This is a genomic window from Methylosinus sp. H3A (assembly GCF_015709455.1).
Classification (GTDB): domain Bacteria; phylum Pseudomonadota; class Alphaproteobacteria; order Rhizobiales; family Beijerinckiaceae; genus Methylosinus.
Genome location: NZ_JADNQW010000005.1, coordinates 2,988,293 through 3,004,763, shown reverse-complemented (window position 1 = coordinate 3,004,763; position 16,471 = coordinate 2,988,293). Strand labels below are relative to the sequence as shown.

The 16,471-nt window shown below is 65.5% G+C and carries 18 protein-coding genes and 1 pseudogene; 12 read left to right on the top strand and 7 right to left on the bottom strand.

Annotated features, from left to right (window positions below; all coding sequences use genetic code 11):
- Positions 1-124 precede the first annotated feature (124 nt).
- Positions 125-397: a hypothetical protein gene (locus tag IY145_RS16970; protein WP_196409295.1), complete on the top strand. Its 273-nt coding sequence runs from the start codon at positions 125-127 to the stop codon at positions 395-397.
- Here IY145_RS16970 and IY145_RS16965 read toward each other — a convergent pair.
- Positions 382-1,659 (bottom strand): cystathionine gamma-synthase family protein, encoded by a 1,278-nt coding sequence (locus IY145_RS16965; RefSeq protein WP_196409294.1) that lies wholly within the window; start codon positions 1,657-1,659, stop codon positions 382-384. The two genes, IY145_RS16970 and IY145_RS16965, sit on opposite strands and share 16 nt — an antisense overlap.
- Positions 1,660-1,960: 301 nt before the next feature.
- On the opposite strand from IY145_RS16965, the gene IY145_RS16960 reads away from it, so the two are divergent.
- The 3 genes from IY145_RS16960 (at position 1,961) to IY145_RS16950 (ending at position 4,749) form a co-directional block, all read left to right on the top strand.
- Positions 1,961-2,965: an outer membrane protein gene (locus tag IY145_RS16960; RefSeq protein ID WP_196409293.1), complete on the top strand. Its 1,005-nt coding sequence runs from the start codon at positions 1,961-1,963 to the stop codon at positions 2,963-2,965.
- A 137-nt stretch (positions 2,966-3,102) separates the two neighbouring features.
- Positions 3,103-4,014 carry a hypothetical protein gene (locus IY145_RS16955; protein ID WP_196409292.1) on the top strand — a complete coding sequence of 304 codons (912 nt, stop codon included), beginning with the start codon at positions 3,103-3,105 and terminating at the stop codon, positions 4,012-4,014.
- Positions 4,015-4,053: 39 nt separating this feature from the next.
- A complete protein-coding gene (locus tag IY145_RS16950) occupies positions 4,054-4,749 on the top strand; it encodes an alpha/beta hydrolase (RefSeq protein WP_196409291.1) in 696 nt (231 codons plus the stop codon).
- Between the two features lie 18 nt (positions 4,750-4,767).
- On the opposite strand, the gene IY145_RS16945 is transcribed toward IY145_RS16950, so the two are convergent.
- Positions 4,768-5,526, bottom strand: coding sequence for a class I SAM-dependent methyltransferase (locus tag IY145_RS16945; protein ID WP_196409290.1), 759 nt, complete (start codon positions 5,524-5,526; stop codon positions 4,768-4,770).
- 98 nt (positions 5,527-5,624) lie between these two features.
- On the opposite strand from IY145_RS16945, the gene gloB reads away from it, so the two are divergent.
- The 3 genes from gloB (at position 5,625) to IY145_RS16930 (ending at position 8,729) form a co-directional block, all read left to right on the top strand.
- On the top strand, positions 5,625-6,398 hold the full coding sequence (gene gloB, locus IY145_RS16940) for a hydroxyacylglutathione hydrolase (RefSeq protein ID WP_196409289.1): 774 nt from the start codon (positions 5,625-5,627) through the stop codon (positions 6,396-6,398).
- Positions 6,395-6,859, top strand: a complete 465-nt coding sequence (locus IY145_RS16935) for a cupin domain-containing protein (RefSeq protein ID WP_196409288.1) — start codon at positions 6,395-6,397, stop codon at positions 6,857-6,859. The genes gloB and IY145_RS16935 overlap by 4 nt, the downstream gene beginning before the upstream one ends.
- 76 nt (positions 6,860-6,935) lie before the next feature.
- On the top strand, positions 6,936-8,729 hold the full coding sequence (locus IY145_RS16930; RefSeq protein WP_196409287.1) for a bifunctional diguanylate cyclase/phosphodiesterase: 1,794 nt from the start codon (positions 6,936-6,938) through the stop codon (positions 8,727-8,729).
- Positions 8,730-8,780: 51 nt separating this feature from the next.
- On the opposite strand, the gene phaR is transcribed toward IY145_RS16930, so the two are convergent.
- Positions 8,781-9,395: a polyhydroxyalkanoate synthesis repressor PhaR gene (phaR, locus tag IY145_RS16925; RefSeq protein WP_196410587.1), complete on the bottom strand. Its 615-nt coding sequence runs from the start codon at positions 9,393-9,395 to the stop codon at positions 8,781-8,783.
- Positions 9,396-9,729: 334 nt separating this feature from the next.
- Here phaR and IY145_RS16920 point away from each other — a divergent pair, with 334 nt between their 5' ends.
- The 4 genes from IY145_RS16920 (at position 9,730) to IY145_RS16905 (ending at position 13,358) form a co-directional block, all read left to right on the top strand.
- Positions 9,730-9,987: a hypothetical protein gene (locus IY145_RS16920; RefSeq protein ID WP_196409286.1), complete on the top strand. Its 258-nt coding sequence runs from the start codon at positions 9,730-9,732 to the stop codon at positions 9,985-9,987.
- Positions 9,988-10,281: 294 nt separating this feature from the next.
- Positions 10,282-11,316: a hypothetical protein gene (locus IY145_RS16915; RefSeq protein WP_196409285.1), complete on the top strand. Its 1,035-nt coding sequence runs from the start codon at positions 10,282-10,284 to the stop codon at positions 11,314-11,316.
- Between the two features lie 76 nt (positions 11,317-11,392).
- Positions 11,393-12,685: a capsule biosynthesis protein gene (locus tag IY145_RS16910; RefSeq protein ID WP_196409284.1), complete on the top strand. Its 1,293-nt coding sequence runs from the start codon at positions 11,393-11,395 to the stop codon at positions 12,683-12,685.
- 112 nt (positions 12,686-12,797) lie between these two features.
- Positions 12,798-13,358, top strand: coding sequence for a gamma-glutamylcyclotransferase (locus IY145_RS16905; protein WP_196409283.1), 561 nt, complete (start codon positions 12,798-12,800; stop codon positions 13,356-13,358).
- Between the two features lie 16 nt (positions 13,359-13,374).
- On the opposite strand, the gene IY145_RS25785 is transcribed toward IY145_RS16905, so the two are convergent.
- From IY145_RS25785 to IY145_RS16885, 4 genes and pseudogenes are all read right to left on the bottom strand, one after another.
- A complete protein-coding gene (locus IY145_RS25785) occupies positions 13,375-14,034 on the bottom strand; it encodes an IS630 family transposase (RefSeq protein WP_246721731.1) in 660 nt (219 codons plus the stop codon).
- Positions 13,965-14,300: pseudogene (locus IY145_RS16895) on the bottom strand (winged helix-turn-helix domain-containing protein); the annotation flags it as partial. The pseudogene IY145_RS16895 and the gene IY145_RS25785, both read right to left, overlap by 70 nt.
- A gap of 237 nt (positions 14,301-14,537) precedes the next feature.
- Positions 14,538-14,933, bottom strand: coding sequence for a hypothetical protein (locus IY145_RS16890; protein WP_196409282.1), 396 nt, complete (start codon positions 14,931-14,933; stop codon positions 14,538-14,540).
- An 89-nt stretch (positions 14,934-15,022) separates the two neighbouring features.
- The gene (locus tag IY145_RS16885) at positions 15,023-15,949 is read right to left on the bottom strand and encodes a glycine--tRNA ligase subunit alpha (RefSeq protein ID WP_196409281.1); all 927 of its coding nucleotides are present in this window, start codon (positions 15,947-15,949) and stop codon (positions 15,023-15,025) included.
- Between the two features lie 149 nt (positions 15,950-16,098).
- Between IY145_RS16885 and IY145_RS16880 the strand changes: the two genes are divergently transcribed.
- The gene (locus tag IY145_RS16880; RefSeq protein ID WP_196409280.1) at positions 16,099-16,470 is read left to right on the top strand and encodes a copper resistance protein CopC; all 372 of its coding nucleotides are present in this window, start codon (positions 16,099-16,101) and stop codon (positions 16,468-16,470) included.
- Position 16,471: the final 1 nt, after the last annotated feature.

Here is a 16,471-nt window from a genome sequence, read left to right as displayed (position 1 = left end):
CTAGGCCAAAGACACTGCAAGATTTCTAAAATCCCACTCTGCAAGCTTTCCAGGCGCGGCTCCACGATATCGCCCGAAACGCCGCGATCATCGGCGTCGATGGAACCAACGAAAGGGAAGGCCCATGTGCGACATCCGAGGAGAGAAGCGCAAGATCGACGCTCTGCTCGAGCGGGCGGCGCGCGCCGCGCCGGCGAATGTGCGCGCCGACGAGAGCGCGCTCGCCGAATTCTGCATGATCACCGCGAGCGAATATTATTCGACGGAATGTCCGGACGAATGCCTGCGGCGACGCTGCGCCGATTTCGCGGCGCGCGTCATGCGCCGCGAAACAGCGGACGCATGGCGCGCCACGATGGCGAAGCGGCGAAGCCCGATCGCTCAGGAGAAAGCCTGAGCGATATCGGCGACGAGATCGTCCGGATGCTCTATGCCGATCGACATTCGCACCAGCGCCGGCGTGATGCCGATCTCGCGCCGCGCCGCTTCGGCGAGCCCCGAATGCACCGTTGTCGCAGGATGGCAGACGAGCGATTCCGTGCCGCCGAGGCTCACCGCGAGCTTGAATATCTGCAAGCGATTCAAAAAGGCGAAAGCCTCGCTCTGTCCGCCTTCGACTTCGAAGGAGAAGGTGGAGCCGGCCGCGCTCGATTGGCGCTCCATCAACACGCGCGTCGGATGATCTTGCGGCAGCAGCGGCGGATAATGCACGCGCACGACCTTGGGATGCGCGGCGAGATATTCGGCGACGACCGCAGCATTGCTCGCCGCGCGGCGCATGCGCAGCGACAATGTCTCCAGCGAACGCGCCAGCATCCAGCAGGAATGCGGATCGAGCTGCGTGCCGATGGCGTTGCGCATTGTGCGGATCGGCGCGAGCGCCGCATGGGCGCCGATGACCGCGCCGCCGATGAGATCGCTGTGCCCGCCGACATATTTGGTGAGCGAATAGAGCGACAGATCGGCGCCATGCTCGAGCGGCGATTGGAACACGGGGCCGAGCAATGTGTTGTCGCAGCATAGGATCGGACGGCGTCCCTGACGCTCGCCGATCTCCTGCGCGATGCGCGCCACCATGGCGATATCGACGAGACTGTTCATCGGATTGGACGGCGTCTCGACGAAAATAATCGCGACATTGCCGGCGGCCATCGCTCGCTCGGCCGCGCCGCGCACGACATGCTCGTCGAGGCCGTCGGCGAAGCCGACGCTTCTCACATCGAATGGCGAGAGCGTGCGGCCGATCAGCATTTCCGTTCCGCCATAGAGCGGGCGACTGTGCAAAATGACATCGCCCGGCTTCGCATGAGCGAGGATCGTCGTCACGATCGCCGACATTCCGGAAGAAAACACGAGCCCCGTTTCGGCGTTCTCATGCACGGCGAGACGATCCTCGAGGATCTCGAGATTTGGATGATTGAAGCGCGAATAGACGAGGCCCGGCTGCTCGCCGCGCTCGGGCGCGCTGCGGCCGGCCATATAATCGAAATAGTCGCGTCCATCCTCCGCCGTACGAAACGCGAATGTGGAAGTGAGAAACACCGGAGGCTTCACCGAGCCTTCGGAGAGAGCCGGATCGTAGCCGTAGCCGAGCATCAATGTCTCTGCGTGGAGACGATGCTCGCCGATGCGGGTCTTGTGATAGCGTTCGCTGCTCATGACGACTCTCCTCTCATCGGCGCGCGCATGAATTCCTTTAGATTCACAATATGTTTTCACGCTCGCGCTCGCGTCTTTCATGCTCGTCCACACAAATGAATACGTAGCTTTTTCCGCTAAGGTCGCATGCGCGTCACAGTCACAGAAATTCGACGACGTTTCACGCGATTGCGGCTCGCCGTCGTTGACCGAATCTCGGAGTGAGACTTAGCATTTCAATAGCCGCATTACCCACGGCGAGCGGACAGCGACTGCGCGCGGCCCGATGCGGTGACAAAACTTTGTTGAAAAGGATTCCTCGATGAAGAAGTTATTCTCAGCCACAGCGATTGCACTGGCTCTTTCCGCTGGAGCGGCGCTCGCCGCGGATCTCCCCGCTCTCAAGGCTCCGCTGCCGCCTCCGCTGCCGCCGCCGCCCCTGTGGACCGGATTCTACCTCGGTCTGAACGCGGGCTATTCGTTCGGCGCGTCGAACCAGGTCGACGTCACGACGGCCAATGTCTACGACTCGCTCGGCCCGGCCGGCTTCCTCGCTCCTATCGTCATCGATCCGTCCGCCAGCTCCGCCGCCCTCGGGGCGAGCGGGACCGCCAATGGCCAGCGCAACGGATTCATCGGCGGCGGCCAGGTCGGCTACAATTTTCAATTCGGCAACAACTTCCTGATCGGCCTCGAAGCCGATCTGCAAGGCGCCGGCATCCGCAGCGACAACAGCTTCACCAGCGGCTCCTCGTGGAACGCTTTCGACATCGGTCCCGGCCTCCTCAGGTTGGATCGCTCTGCGGCCGGCGCCACCACGGTGACGACGCGCACCGACTGGCTCGGCACGGTGCGCGGCCGTTTGGGCTACATCTGGGGACCGTCGTTCCTGATCTACGCCACCGGCGGTCTCGCCTACGGCGGCACTCAGGCGACGACCCATCAGTCCTTCGCTGTGAACAACACGCTTTCCCTGCTCCCTCCGCTCGTTTCGGTCAACGTCCCCTATGCGTCGATCGGCGGCTTCTCGCGCTACGATCAATCGCGCATCGGCTGGACGGTCGGCGGCGGCATCGAATGGCTGTTCGCTCCGAACCTGAGCTTCAAGGCCGAATATCTCTACTACGATCTCGGCACGGCGCGTTATCTGAACAGCCCACTGGCCGCGGTCGGCCCGTCGGTCACGGTGCTCGGCGTCACGTCGCCGCTCCTGGCGTCGCTCAATCAGGGCATCACGCGCGTGAAATTCGACGGACATATCGCGCGCGTCGGCATCAACTATCACTTCGTGTCGGCGCCGCCGGTGCCGGTCATCGCGAGATATTGATCCGATCATCACGCTTGCAGATCGTGAGAGCCCGGCCTCCATGGCCGGGCTCTTCGCATTTGTCGCTCCAATTCGGCGTGGATATTTCGGTGCGGATCGCGTTAGAAGAATGCGACGCAACCAGAGCTCCGCCGCAAATGACATCCGCCCCCGCCTGGGCCTGGGCCGCCTTCACGCTCACCGCCGCCGGCGGACAAACGCTGCGCAACGCTCTACAGCGCGACCTCACCGACTCGCTCGGCGCGGCCTGCGCGACCTTCGTGCGCTTTCTCTTCGGCTGCCCTTTCTCCTTCGTCTTCCTCGCCGCCGCCTGTGCGCTCATGGGCGCGCCGCCGCCGGTTCCAGACGCGCGCGCTCTGCTCGTCATCGCGGCGGCGGCCGCGCTGCAGATCGCGGCCACGGCGCTGATGCTCATATCGATGCGAGAGCGATCCTTCGTCATCGTGACGGCGCTGCTCAAGACGGAGGCGGTGCAGATCGTCGTCTTCGGGCTTTTGTTTCTGGGCGAGGCGGCGACGCCGCCGCTCACGCTCGGCGTTCTCTCGGCGACATTCGGCGTGCTCGCCATGTCGCTGCCAGATCCCGCCGCGGCGCTGCGCGGCGAAGCGCCCTGGCGGCCGATTCTCTACGGCCTCGTCTCGGCCACATTATTCGGCGTCTCCACGGTCTGCTACCGCGAGGGAGTGCTGGCGCTCGGGGGCCCCTCCTTCGTCGTCGCGGCCGCGACCGAGCTGGTTCTCGGCCTCGTCTTGCAAACGGCGCTGATCTTGCTCTATCTAAGCGTCTTCGACCGCGCGGGCCTCGCCGCCATCCTCATCCATTGGCGGGAATCGCTGTCGGCGGGCTTGCTCGGCGCCTTCGCGACGCTGTTCTGGTTCCTGGCCTTCGCCCTCGAGACGGCGCCGCGCGTGCGCACGCTGGCGTTGATCGAAGTCTTGTTCGCGCAAATGGTCACGCGCCGCATGTTCGCGCAGAGGACCGGAGCGCGGGAATGGCTCGGCGTGGCGATGCTGATCGCCGGCGTCGCGGCCGTATTGAACGGCGGATAGCGGCCCGCTGGCCGCATCCTTAGAATTGCGAGATACGACATGGCGTCCCAGATCGACGGCCCCCGAATTCAACCCAAATCCGGCAAGGCGAAGCAGCTCGTCGTCTTCCTCCACGGCTATGGCGCGGACGGCGCCGATCTCATCGAGATCGGCCGGCAATGGCGCGCCTTCCTGCCGGACGCGGCTTTCGTCTCGCCCCATGCGCCGGAGCGCTGCGCCGTGTCGCCGGCCGGGCGGCAATGGTTTCCGCTGACCATGCGCGACCCGGAGGAGCGTTGGCGCGGCGTCGTGGCGACCCGGCCCCTGCTCGACTCCTTTCTCGCCGAGGAACTGGCCAAGAACGAGCTCGACGAGAGCAAATTGGCGCTGGTCGGCTTCAGCCAGGGGACGATGCTGGCGTTGCATGTGGGCCTGCGGCTGCGCCGGCCGCCCGCGGCCATTCTCGGCTATTCGGGAATTTTGGTGGCGGGCAGCGATCCGGCGGAAATTCCACCGCAATTCGGAACCGAGCCGCCGGCGGTTCTGCTCGTCCATGGCGAGGAGGATTCGATGATCCCGGCGGAAGCGCTGCTGCTCTCGGCCAATGCGCTCGCCAAGGCAGATGTGCCGACGCAGTGGCATCTTTCCGCCGGTCTCGACCATGGCATCGACAACGCCGGCCTGCTGCATGGCGGGCTGTTTCTGGCGAGAAGCTTCGGCCTGCCGGTCGAATTCGCCCGCCGCGGCGGGCGCTGAGCCTCGCCGAGCCTTGCCTCAGAGCGCCGGGGCGGCGTCGCGGCCGGCGCCCGCGCCGACCGGGGCGAGCACTTCGTCGAGCGGCGGCAGCGCCCGGCGCACGGCGCGGCGCAAGCCCGCCGGCCGGTAGAGCTGCTTCGTCGCCTCGACGATATGGACGCCGCCGCCCGGCAGCGAAAAGCGGCCGGCGATCCTCTCGAAGGCCGGCGCCGAGCGCAGCAGCGAGGCGCGGGCGAAAGGCGGCACATAGAGCGCCTCTCCCCAGAAGACGGGCAGCAGCAGCGTCTCCTGCAACAGGCTCTGGAGCTGGCCGCGCGAATAAGGGTGGCCGTGGCCGAACGGCGTCGTGTCGACGCGCGCCCATAGGCCCGAGCGGCTGGGGACGACGACGATCACCCGCCCGCCCGGCGCGAGAACGCGCCAGATCTCCTCCAATATGTCGCGTGGCGATTCGCCGACCTCGAGCGCATGGACGACCAATATGCGATCGACGCTGGCGTCCGGCAGCGGCATCATCGTGGTCTCGACGAGAGCCGAGGCCGAGCGGCCGCCGTTCGGCCAGTGAACGACGCCCTGGGCGGCCGGCATGAAGGCCAGCACGCGCTGCGCCCGCTCCTGGAAATCGACGAGATAGGGCGTGGCGTAGCCGATGCCGAGCACACGCAGGCCGGAATGGTCCTCCCAGCGGGTCCGCGCCATGCGCCCGACGAGACGCCGCGCCACCTGGCCCAGCGGCGAACCGTAAAAATTCCGCAGGTCGACGACGTCGAGAGACATATCTGCTATTTCGCAATATCTTCGGCGCGACGCAAGCGCGTGAAACGGTCGCGGCCACGACCGACGACGCGAGCCGGCGCGTCGACAGGAGCGGCAGAATGAGCGTAGAGGTCGTTCAGTTCAATTGCCTCGCCGATAATTTCGGCCTGCTGCTGCGGGACGAAGCCACAGGCGCCGTCGCCTCGATCGACGCGCCCGACGCCCGCGCCATAGCGGCCGAACTTTCGCGGCGCGGCTGGCGGCTCACCGATATTCTCGTCACCCACCATCACGCCGACCATATCCAGGGCGTAGCGGGGCTCAAAGACCTCTATCCACAGGCGCGCGTCGTCGGCCCGCGCAAGGATCGGGGACGCATTCCGGGCCTCGATCTCGAGGTCGGCGAGGGCGATCTTGTGACAGTCGGCTCCGCGGCGGCGCGCGTCATAGAGGCGCCGGGGCATACGATCGGACATATTCTCTATCACTTCGAGGAGGATGCGATCCTGTTCGTCGGCGATGTGCTGTTTTCCTTAGGCTGCGGCCGCGTCTTCGAGACGCCGATGGATGTCATGTACGCGTCACTGGAGAAGATCGCCGAGCTGCCGCCGGAGACGCGCGTCTATTGCGGCCATGAATATACGCAGGCCAATGCGCGCTTCGCCCACACCGTCGATCCGCGCAATCGTCTGCTCGCCGACCGCGCCCGCGAGGTCGATGCGCTGCGCGCCGAGGGCAAACCCACTCTGCCGACGACGATCGCCCTCGAGCTCGCGACAAATCCCTTCCTGCGCGCGGAGAACCCGCAGCTGCAAGAGGCGCTCGGAATGGAGAACGCCGACCCTGTCCGCGTCTTCGCCGAAATGCGCGAAAGAAAGAATGCATTCCGATGACGATGGAGTCGAACGCCCCGCTCTCGGCGGCGGATGTCGCGCGGCTGCTGGAACTCGCGCCGCATCCTGAAGGCGGCTTCTATCGCGAGACCTTTCGCGACCCGCGCGCCGTCGAGAACGGCCGCGCCGCCTCCACCGCTATCTATTATCTGCTCGGCGCGGGAGAGGTCTCCGCCTGGCATCGCGTCGACGCCGCCGAGATCTGGCATTTCTACGCCGGCGCTCCGCTCGCCGTCGATATTTCAGCGATCGGCGACGCCGCCGAGCGCCGTATTCTCGGGCCCGGCCTCACGCGCGGCGAGCGTCCGCAGATCGTCGTGCCCGCCGGCCATTGGCAGAGCGCCCGCAGCCTCGGCGCCTGGACGCTCGTCGGCTGCACCGTCGCGCCGGGATTCGAATTCTCCCGCTTCGAGCTCGCGCCCGCCCATTTCCGGCCGCCGCGTCCGGACGGGGGAGAATAGGCCGCGCTAAACGCCCCGTTTACTTTTGGGCCCCAATACTGGCCGACATCCGTATTCTGTCGATCAGGCCTAGCCGATGCAATTGCGCCATCTCGCCGACAAGGCCGTTCCCGCGGGATTGCAGGAGCCGGCCTCCTCCCCCACCGCGGCGGCCGCTCCGACCGCGCAGCAGCAGCCGGCGGGGCCAAACTCTCTCAGCATTCTCGCCTCGATCGGCATGCTCTCCTATGAATGGGACATAGCGACCGATCGGCTCGATTGGGGCGAGACTCTCGCCGAAGTGCTCGCTCCCTTCGCGCATGTCGATCTCTCGACGGGGCGCGCCTATGGCGAGCGGCTCGGCGCGCAGAGCGCCACCTCGCGCTTCGACGCCATCGTCATGTCGACGGGCAGCGACGATGGGCGCGGCGTGTTCTTCAATGCGATCTACGCCCTCGTCCCGCCGCGCGAGACCGGCGGCGGCCCGCTCGTCTGGGTCGAAGATAGCGGCAAATGGTTCGCCGGCCACGACGGTCGACCGAGCCGCGCCCATGGCGTCGTCCGCGTCATCACCGAGCGCCACGAGATGGAGCGCCGGATGACGCGCAGCGCGCAATTCGACGCGCTCACCGGCGCGATGAGCCGCGCGCTGCTCGCCGAACATTCGCTGCGCCTGCTCGGACAGCCGGAAAAATCACGCAAGCCCTTCGCCATCCTGCTGGTCGCGCTGGAGAATCTCTTCGCGCTCAACCGCACCTACGGCTATGACGCCGGCGATGAGATGATCGTCGGACTGGCCTCGCGGCTGCGGACCAACGTCCGCGTCAATGATCTCGTGGCGCGCTACGCCGGCAATAAATTCGCCGTGCTGCTCGAGAATTGCGATGTGGAGCAGGCCAAGGCGTCGGGCCAGCGGCTCATCGAAGTCATCGCCCACTCGCCTTTCGCGACCGAAGTCGGCTCGATTTCCGTGTCGGCGCGGATCGGCGCCGTCGTCGCGCCCCGCGACGGAAGATCGCCTGCGGTGCTGTTCCAGCACGCCGAAGAGGCGCTCGACGCGGCGCGCCAGCGCAACGCCCAGCGGCTCGTCTGCTACGCCACCTCGCTCGCGCGCGACAATGGGCGGCTGCATGCTCTGCAGATTTCCGACAGCGTCGTCTCGGCGCTCAACGAGCGCCGCGTCGAGCTCGCCTTTCAGCCGATCGTCCTCGCTCAGTCCGGCGAAACCGCCTTCTACGAGGCGTTGCTGCGCGTGCGGCTCGCCGACGGCTCCATCGTCGTTCCCGGCGACATTCTGCCGATCGCCGAGAAATCCGGGCTCGTGCGTCTTCTCGATCAGCGCGTGCTGGAGCTGGCGCTCACGCGCCTGCGCGCCGACCCCACGCTGCAAATTTCGGTGAACGCCTCGGTCGCCACGCTGCACGATCCGGAATGGCCGGAGTGGCTGGCCAATGCGACGCGGGTCTATGCGGGCGTCGCGGATCGACTGACCATCGAAATCACCGAGACGACGCTGATCGACGATTTCGACAAGACGCGCCAGCTGATCTGCGACTGCAAGCAGATGGGCATCAAATTCGCGATGGACGATTTCGGCGCCGGACACACGTCCTTCCGCAATCTGCGCCTGCTGGACTTCGACTTCGTCAAGATCGACGGAGTCTTCATCCAGAACATCATCAAATCGGAGGACGATCGCTTCTTCGTCCGCACCCTCACCGATCTCGCCAAACATCTCGGGCTGAAGATCGTCGCGGAATGGGTGGAGGATGAAGCGACCGCGCAATTGCTGCGCGGCTGGGGCGTCGACTTCTTCCAGGGCTCGCTGTTCGGCTCGGCGATTGTGGCGTCCTCGCCGACCGAGGCGCACGATCTCGCCCGCCGGGCCTGAGACGGAGCATTTTCCGCTCGAACAAAATCGTTCGAGCGGAAGCTGCGGGCGTCAGCCGTTCTTGTTCGACAATTGGTCGATGCGCTTGTTCAGCTCGTCGAGCTGGCGCTTCATCTCGTCGAGATCGGAGCGCGGCGGCGGCTCCGTGGCCGCCGCGGTCTCGGTGGAGGCGGCGGGCGGCTCGGCCGGCAGGCCGAAGGGATTGAACATGGTCAGCGCATGGCGGAACACCGCCATATTCTTGCGCGCCTGCTCCTCGAGCGACTGGAAGGCCTGACGGGTCGGCGCGCCGAAAGGCGCGCCCTCGAGCGCCTGCGACACCTGATCGCGGAACTTCTGCTGGTCCCGCGTCAGCCGATCGATGCTGAATTCGAGATAGCTCGGCACCAGCATTTGCATCGAATCGCCGTAGAAGCGGATGAGCTGGCGCAGAAAAGCGATGGGCAGGAGGCTCTGCCCGTCCTTGCTCTCCTGCTCGAAAATGATCTGTGTCAGAACGGGGCGGGTGATATCCTCCCCCGTCTTGGCGTCGCAGACGACGAAATCCTCGCCGCGCTTGACCATGCCCGCGAGATCCTCGAGCGTGACATAGGTGCTGGTGCCCGTGTCGTAGAGACGCCGATTCGCGTATTTCTTGATCGTCGTCGGCTTTTTCTCGGTCGCCATGTTTCGCCCGCCGCCTCCGTCGTCGCTCTGTCGCGCCGCCACGATCTTCTCGGCGCCGGCAGGTTGTGCGCCGGCCCCCTTCTCATATTTCGGCGTGCGTAGCAAAATTTCCTCGTTTCTCGTCCCGCGACGCGAACAGCGACCGCAACTCTCGACCGAACGATAGCCGCAACCGCACGCATCCCGCAATGAATTCGTCGAGAAATGGCTTTTTTCGTCGCGCGGCGGCCGATTCCGGGGGCGCGCGCCTCTCGATCTGCGCCACGGCCTCGGCTATATTATCGATATCATTCGCGCTCCCGCATGGGAGCCCGGTGGCGGACAGGAGAACGACATGCCGATCACCAAGCTGCTGATCGCGGCGGCCGCGGCGCTCTTCGTCGGAGCCTGCAACACCACGAGCCTGGCCGAGCAACGCGCCGCCGACGAAGTGCGCTGCCGCAACTACGGCTTTCGGCCGGGGACCGACCCATTTTCGAAATGCCTGCTGCAGGTGGACCTCGACCGTTCCGCCGATCGGCGCGCCGTCCGCTACGACTACCCCTATGGCTATGGCCCGCGGGGCGGGTATTGGGGCCGCGGCTGGTGGTGATCGCCTACCGCTGCCGGAACGGGGCGAAAATCTGACGAAAGACGGACGCTTCCGCGATTTTTCGCCGCAATGCAGCGCGCCGTTTCCCGCAGCGCAGCAATACGGTAAGAAAGACCAAGCATGGGGCGAAGCCGGCCGAGAGCTGCGCGCTTGAGGCGGGCCCGCCTATATGCGAAACAGCGCGCGAAGACGGCGCGCGCGGCGGCCGATTCGTGACGAATCGGCGTCCCTGCCCTCTTTGGGCGCCGAAGGACGCCGGCGAGATCGAGACGGGCCGGAAACGGAATTGGGCTCATGTTGTTCAACATCGAAGCCGACCGTGGCGACCAGATCGTCGGCTATGTCGTACCGGACGATTACTCCGCCTCGCCGACGCTTCGCATCACCCAGAGCGGCATAGAGATCGCGGAGCTGCCCTGCCGCGAGGCGCGGCCCTCACTCGTGGCCGCCGGCCGGCATGCGACCGGCCTCTGCGGCTTCACCGTCGACAATTCGATCGTCCCCGATCTCGCTCTGAATCAGAGCCTCGAGATCCGCGAGTCCCAGTCGGGCATAATGATCTATCGGCGGCGCAATGGCTCGGAGGTCACGCATCGCCGCGTCTTTCGCCTGGAGACACATCTCTTTCCGCTGTGGCGCCTGGACGAAAAAGTCGAGCATAAGTTTCAATTCTTCCACAAGGGCGTCGAGCGGCACGGGCGTGAGACCGCGCTCCAGGTGTTCCTGCTCGACAATGTCACCTCGCTCTATGTGAGCGGCCGGCTGACCTTCAGCTCCTATTCCAATTACATCCACGACAAGTTCAAGACCATCATCCTCATGCACGACCCCTATCTCGAGCTCGCCGAGCGGCTGCTGACCTTGAAGCATGTCTCGCGCTTCGGCGACGAGCTGCTCGGGGCGAGAGACATGATCTCCTATCAACGGGCGATCGAATTCGCGCAGCAGATCGAGCCCGACGGCTCCGGGCTGCGCCGCGCCTTCGACGCCATGCCGCGCGACGTCATCGGCGTGCTCGCCAATCCGCTGACGCGGCAGCTCGCCTCCGATGCGCTGGACGAGCCGCCGCCCAAGAACGGCGTCGCCAAGGCGCTCGCCGCTCTCGCCAGCTTCACCGTGGTCGGACTGCGAGAGAATCAGGACCGCTTTTTAGAGGAGGTCGAAGCTCTGCTGGACATAGAGCCCGCGACGCTGCCGACGATTCCCCATTTCGCGGCCGTGGGAGAATTGGCGCGGGAGCTGCGCCGGCTGCCGGAGGTCGAATTGCTGATCGAGCAAGACCTCGAAATCTACCACACCGCCAAAGAGGCGATCGAGGAGGCCTTTTGACGACGATGCATGACGCCGCGAATGCGCCGGCCGCCACGCGCACGCCGCATTCGGCGCGAATTGTCGGCAAGCTCCGATGATCGAGACGAAACCGCCGCTGGACCAGCAGGACGAAGGCGTTCGCCTGCGCCCGGACGCGCGCCCGCGGTCGCTCGCTCCGCCCGCATGGCTGCGGCCGCTCGCCCATGCGCCCGAGGCCGCGCGTCAGTTCGTCGTCCAGGTCGAGAGAATCGCGACGGAGGCCAATCGCGCGCTCGAGAGCCGCTCCAGAATTCCGCCGATCTGGCTGAGCTTCATCGCCTTCGTGATCGTCCCATCCCTCGCGGCGACCGTCTATTTCGCCTTTTTCGCGGCCGATCAATTCACGGTCGAGACGCGTTTTGCGGTGCGCGCCATCGAATTGGAGGCGGTCGCGACGCCGAAGGGGGAATCCGCCACCTTCACCTTCACGCCCTCCGGCCAAAACGCCTATATCGTGACGAGCTACATCCGCAGCCGGGCGATCGTCACGGATGTCATGGCGAAGCTCGATCTGCGCGCGCTCTACCGCCGGCCGGAAGCCGATTTTCTGACCCGTCTGCGCCGCAATGCGACGATCGACGAACTGACCGACTATTGGCAATCCATGGTCGAGACCACAGTCGACGCCAACTCCAGCCTCGTCACCGTCAATGTCCGCGCCTTCCGCAAGGAGGACGCCTACACGCTCGCCTCGGCGATCGTCGCGGCGAGCGAGGCGCTGGTCAATCGCATTTCCGAGCGCGCGCGGCGCGACGCCACCGCAATGGCGGAGAGGGATGTCCGCCGCTCCTTCGAAGCGGTGCAGGTGACTCTGGCCGATCTCCACAAATTCCGCGACGAGTTCGGCGTGATCGACCCGACGCTGACCGGCAGCGAGATCGGCCGTCTGCTCGCGCCGCTCGTCGCGCAGAAGATCAAGCTCGACAGCGAGCTGTTCGTGGCCGGCCATGAATTGTCGCGTGACGCGCCGACAGTGCGCGTTCTGCGCGAGCAGCTCGACGCCACAGAACGACAGATCAAAGAGCTGAAGGCGAAGCTCACCTCCAATGACGGGACGGGCGCGTCCGGCTCCACACTGGCTGGAATTCTGGCGAAATTCGAGGAGCTCGAGGTCCGCAAGGCCATGGCCGAACGCTTCTACGCGCTCTCCAAGGCCGATCTCGACCGCGCCCAATTGCGCGCCAATCGGCAGAGCATCTATCTCACCGTATTCGTTCCCCCGGCGGCCCCCGAGATCTCGCGCTATCCGCATAGGGTGACCTTCCCATTGCTGATCTTCCTCGGCTTCGCCGTCGTGTGGGGCATCGTCGCCCTGCTCGTCGCCACCATCGAAGATCACAGGCTCTGAGCGATCGAATCGGCCGAAGCTGCGGCGGCGCGCCGGCTGGGCGCCACAAAAGGCTTTACCCGGCGGCGGAATCGAACGAATCTGGAGCGCGAAAGGAGAGGGTTGGAGATCGATGGCGACGATGGACGGCGATTTCTGGGTGTTCGGCTATGGTTCGTTGATGTGGCGACCGGGCTTCGAATTTCACGAAAGCGCCCTCGCCTGGGTGCATGGCTATCACCGCTCTCTCTGCGTCTTCTCCCATGTCCACCGCGGAACGCGGGAGCGTCCGGGCCTAGTGCTCGGCCTCGACTATGGCGGCTCTTGTCTCGGGGTCGCCTTTCGCGTCGCCGCGGCGGCGCGCGAGGAGACGATCGCCTATCTTCGCGCCCGCGAATTGGTGACCTCGGTCTATGTCGAGCGAAACGTCGGTTTGCGCTTCGCCGAGGGCGGCTCGGCCCGCGCGCTCGCTTTCATCGTCGACCGCGCCCATGAGCAATATGCCGGACGCCTGTCGATCGACGAGATGACGCGGCTCGTGGAGGGGGGCGTCGGCGCCTCGGGCGACAATCCCTCCTATGTCCGCAACACGCATGAACATCTCCAGCAGCTCGACATTCACGACCCGGCCCTCGCCGAGATCGTGCGCCGGCTCTCCGCTCCGACGGCCACACTCGCCGCCGAGCGCGCCTGATACGGTTTCCGGCTGATTACTTCGGCTTGGCGATTTTTGGCCACCAATGGAAGCCGGCGCGGCTTTTGATGATGTCGCGCTCGCTCGCGAGCGCGGCGCATCTTTCGCCGATGATCGCGTCGAGTTCCTCTATCGTTCCGATGTGCTTGTTGACGATCGGCTCGTCGACGAGAGCCCATAAGGTCTCGGCGGGTTGCAGCTCCGGCGTATAGGGCGGCAGAAAAACCAGTCGCACGCCATCCGGCACGCTCAGACCAGCCTCGCCGTGCCAGCCGGCGTTGTCGATGACGAGCACGATCGTGCGATCGACGCCGGCCTTGGCTTCGCGCGCGAAGGTCTCGAGCAGCGCCGCGAAAAACGGCTTCGAGACGCCGTCGTGCACGTACCAGAAGGTCTCGCCGCTCGCCGGCGAGACGAAGGCGGTCACATAGAGCCAGTCGAAGCGATGATGGCCATGCGCGATCGGCCGCTCGCCGACGGGCGCCCAGACGCGCCGCGTGACCGGTTTCAGGCCGAGCCTGTGCTCGTCGCTGGCGAAGACCTCGACCGATCGCTCTGGATGCTTCGCGGCTTCCTCCGCGACGGCGTCTTCGAGGTTTTTTTGAACGCCGCCGCCTCCTCGGGCGAAGCCACCTTCGGATTTTTGGGGCGTGGAGCCTGGATCGACATGCCGCAGGCTTTCAGCGCTTCCCAGCCGCGCTGAACCGCAACTTTCTCCAGCCCCAATTCGCGCGCGAGAAAAGCCGCGACTTTCGCGCTCGTCCACAAGCCTCCGTCGTCGGGGGGCTCGTTCAGCCGAACGCGCAGCTCGGCGAGCAGATCGGGCTTCAACACCGTCGCCGTCGAGCCGTTGCGCCGGCGCAAGTCGCCGAGAGACTCCGGTCCTTCTGCGTTGTAGCGCGCCGCGAGTTGCTCGATCCAGCGCTGGGCAAAGGACGTCATCTCGGCGACTTCGCCGAGCGTGTGGCCCTTGGCGAGCAGCCAGATCGCATGGAAATGCCGCGCCTCGCGCGCGTTCGAACTCGAAACATACCGTTCACGCAACGCATCGACGCTCAAATGCGCAGCTATCGTCGCCATGACCCGCCTCCAGCGATTCATGGCGATACAGCTTAGCTACTTCGATTCGCCCCGGGAATCCCCGTCGCCGAGTCAATCAGCCGGAACCCGTATGACACATCAGTTCAGCAAGGCTTTGGCGAGACGGCGCGCGAGCGCGCCCGGCAGCGCGCAGAAGCGCACATGCCATTCGTTCACCCCCAGAGCGCCGGCGGCGACACGCGCGAGACGCCCGCTCTTCGTGTAGAAATCCTCCGAAGCGAGCACGCAGACCGGACGGCGCTGGCCGCCGTCGCACGCGACGCCGATGACGACGGCGCGCGCGAAACCCGCCACCAGCGCCTCCTCCTCGGCCGAAAAGATCGTGCAGACATAGCGTTCGCCGTCGGCGGCGCGCCAGGAGTAGAAACGCTCGCGAAGCGAGGTTTGATCCAGCGCCGCCAATTCCCGGCCGCGAATGATGGAATTCTCCGCCGGTCTCCCGTCCCGGCGCTCGACCCGATCGACCACGAACATGACGACCCTCACGGAATGGACTCGAAGAAAGACAAGAACAAACTTAGAACATAAAAAGAACGTTTGTCAAACACGGATCGAGCCGCCGACTATGCTGCGGCCGAGCCGCCCTCGGTGCGCAGCCAGGCGGCGCCGCAAGCCCGCGCCAATTCACGCACGCGCAGAATATAGCTCTGCCGCTCGGTGACCGAGATCACGCCGCGCGCATCCAGCAGATTGAAGGCGTGGCTGGCCTTGATGCATTGATCATAGGCCGGCAGCGCCATCAGATGCCGCTCGCCCTCGCCCTTGTCGCCGAAGGCGAGCAGAGCGCGGCATTCGGCCTCGGCGGCGCGGAAATCGGAGAACAGCTTTTCCGTATCGGCGGCCTCGAAATTATGCCGTGAATATTCCTGCTCGGCCTGCCGGAAGACGTCTCCATAGGTGACCTTGTCCTCCTCGCCACCGTTGAAATTCAGCTCCATGATCGAATCGACGCCCTGCAGATAGCAGGCGAGGCGCTCGAGGCCATAGGTCAGCTCGCCCGCGACAGGCGCGCAATCGAAGCCGGCCACCTGCTGAAAATAGGTGAATTGCGAGATCTCCATGCCGTCGCACCAGCACTCCCAGCCGAGCCCCCAGGCGCCGAGAGTCGGGCTCTCCCAATCGTCCTCGACGAAGCGGATGTCATGGAGCTTGGCGTCGACGCCGATCGCCTCGAGCGAGGCGAGATAGAGCGACTGCAAATCCGGCGGCGAGGGCTTCAGTATCACCTGATACTGATAGAAGTGCTGGAGGCGATTGGGGTTTTCGCCATAACGGCCGTCCTTGGGACGCCGGCTCGGCTGCACATAGGCGGCCTTCCAGGGCCGCGGGCCCAGCGCCCGCAGCGTGGTGGCGGGGTGAAACGTGCCGGCGCCCATCTCCATATCGTAGGGCTGCAAAATGACGCACCCTTGCGCCGCCCAGAAATTTTGCAGCGTCAGAATGAGGCCCTGGAACGAGCGGGCGGGAGAAAATCTGTCTGGCGCGGTCATTTGCATCTGTCCCCATGCTGCGGCCGGCAGGCTAGTCGCGGCGCGCGCGCCGGTCAACGAGGCGCGGCGCCCGCAAAAAAGCCGCGCGCAGGGCCGTTCGCCGCGCTATTGTCACGCCGCCGGCGACAGCGAGGGAGTGCAAGGCGGGCATGAGGGGGCGTGATATCGTCTTGGCGATCGGCGGGGCGGCGACGGCAATTTGGATAGAGGGGGCGCAGCCCGCGAAGGCGCATGCGGTCCTCTCGGAATCGACGCCGCGAGAGGCGCAGATCGTCTCTGGTCCCGATCTCGAGGTGGGGCTGCGGTTCAACTGCCGCATCGACGCGCGCCGCTCGCGGCTGCTGCTGATCTCGCCGGACATGCATGGGACCGTTCTGCCTCTGCTCGAGAGCGAGGCCGCGGACCAATTGCGCGCCGTTCTCACCGCTCTGCGACACGGCGCCTATCGGCTGCACTGGCAGGTGCTGAGCGTCGACGGCCACATCACGCGCGGCGATATCTCCTTTCGCGTCGGCCGCTGAG

Coding starts and splice junctions, on each gene's coding strand:
- IY145_RS16970 (WP_196409295.1), top strand. CDS start 125: ATGTGCGACATCCGAGGAGAGAAGCGCAAGATCGACGCTCTGCTCGAG.
- IY145_RS16965 (WP_196409294.1), bottom strand. CDS start 1,659: ATGAGCAGCGAACGCTATCACAAGACCCGCATCGGCGAGCATCGTCTC.
- IY145_RS16960 (WP_196409293.1), top strand. CDS start 1,961: ATGAAGAAGTTATTCTCAGCCACAGCGATTGCACTGGCTCTTTCCGCT.
- IY145_RS16955 (WP_196409292.1), top strand. CDS start 3,103: ATGACATCCGCCCCCGCCTGGGCCTGGGCCGCCTTCACGCTCACCGCC.
- IY145_RS16950 (WP_196409291.1), top strand. CDS start 4,054: ATGGCGTCCCAGATCGACGGCCCCCGAATTCAACCCAAATCCGGCAAG.
- IY145_RS16945 (WP_196409290.1), bottom strand. CDS start 5,526: ATGTCTCTCGACGTCGTCGACCTGCGGAATTTTTACGGTTCGCCGCTG.
- gloB (WP_196409289.1), top strand. CDS start 5,625: ATGAGCGTAGAGGTCGTTCAGTTCAATTGCCTCGCCGATAATTTCGGC.
- IY145_RS16935 (WP_196409288.1), top strand. CDS start 6,395: ATGACGATGGAGTCGAACGCCCCGCTCTCGGCGGCGGATGTCGCGCGG.
- IY145_RS16930 (WP_196409287.1), top strand. CDS start 6,936: ATGCAATTGCGCCATCTCGCCGACAAGGCCGTTCCCGCGGGATTGCAG.
- phaR (WP_196410587.1), bottom strand. CDS start 9,395: ATGGCGACCGAGAAAAAGCCGACGACGATCAAGAAATACGCGAATCGG.
- IY145_RS16920 (WP_196409286.1), top strand. CDS start 9,730: ATGCCGATCACCAAGCTGCTGATCGCGGCGGCCGCGGCGCTCTTCGTC.
- IY145_RS16915 (WP_196409285.1), top strand. CDS start 10,282: ATGTTGTTCAACATCGAAGCCGACCGTGGCGACCAGATCGTCGGCTAT.
- IY145_RS16910 (WP_196409284.1), top strand. CDS start 11,393: ATGATCGAGACGAAACCGCCGCTGGACCAGCAGGACGAAGGCGTTCGC.
- IY145_RS16905 (WP_196409283.1), top strand. CDS start 12,798: ATGGCGACGATGGACGGCGATTTCTGGGTGTTCGGCTATGGTTCGTTG.
- IY145_RS16890 (WP_196409282.1), bottom strand. CDS start 14,933: ATGTTCGTGGTCGATCGGGTCGAGCGCCGGGACGGGAGACCGGCGGAG.
- IY145_RS16885 (WP_196409281.1), bottom strand. CDS start 15,949: ATGACCGCGCCAGACAGATTTTCTCCCGCCCGCTCGTTCCAGGGCCTC.
- IY145_RS16880 (WP_196409280.1), top strand. CDS start 16,099: ATGAGGGGGCGTGATATCGTCTTGGCGATCGGCGGGGCGGCGACGGCA.